Genomic DNA, 544 nt, shown 5'->3' with positions numbered 1-544 from the left:
AAAAACGTTTACGCTGGTATTGGCGTAATCCTACAGATCTGAGCTCGTGGCATATTGATGAAACCTATGTAAAAGTGAATGGACGATGGTCTTATCTGTATCGTGCAGTCGATCAACGTGGCGATACCATTGATTTTTATCTTTCTTCTAGACGTAATACCAAATCAGCATATTGTTTTCTTGGAAAAATTTTAAATAATGTGAAGAAGTGGCAAATTCCACAAGTGATCAACACGGATAAAGCACCCACATATGGACGTGCTTTATCACGGTTAAAACGGGAAGGTAAATGTCCACCAGACCTTGAGCACAGGCAGATTAAGTATAAAAATAACGTGATTGAATGTGATCATGGCAAGCTAAAGCGGATCATCAGGGCCACATTAGGATTCAAATCTATGAAGACGGCTTATGCCACAATTAAAGGTATTGAAGTCATGCGTGCACTACGTAAAGGACAAGCATCGTCATTTTATTATGGTCAGCCTCAGGGTGAAGTGTGTCTAATCAACAGGGTTTTCGGTCTCTAAGTACTTTTTAAAGG

The 544-nt window shown here is 39.7% G+C and carries 1 protein-coding gene; it reads left to right on the top strand.

Going from position 1 to position 544, the window contains the following annotated elements; genetic code table 11:
* On the top strand, positions 1 to 530 hold a 530-nt coding region (locus ACP7BU_RS15340; protein ID WP_155860759.1), incomplete at its 5' end, for an IS6-like element IS1006 family transposase.
* Between the last annotated feature and the right edge of the window lie 14 nt (positions 531 to 544).

Source organism: Acinetobacter sp. 40AMC3-4 (genome assembly GCF_049898185.1).
Lineage (GTDB): Bacteria > Pseudomonadota > Gammaproteobacteria > Pseudomonadales > Moraxellaceae > Acinetobacter.
The sequence above is the reverse complement of the archived record's forward strand: the minus strand, read 5'-3'. Positions and strand labels throughout refer to the sequence as shown.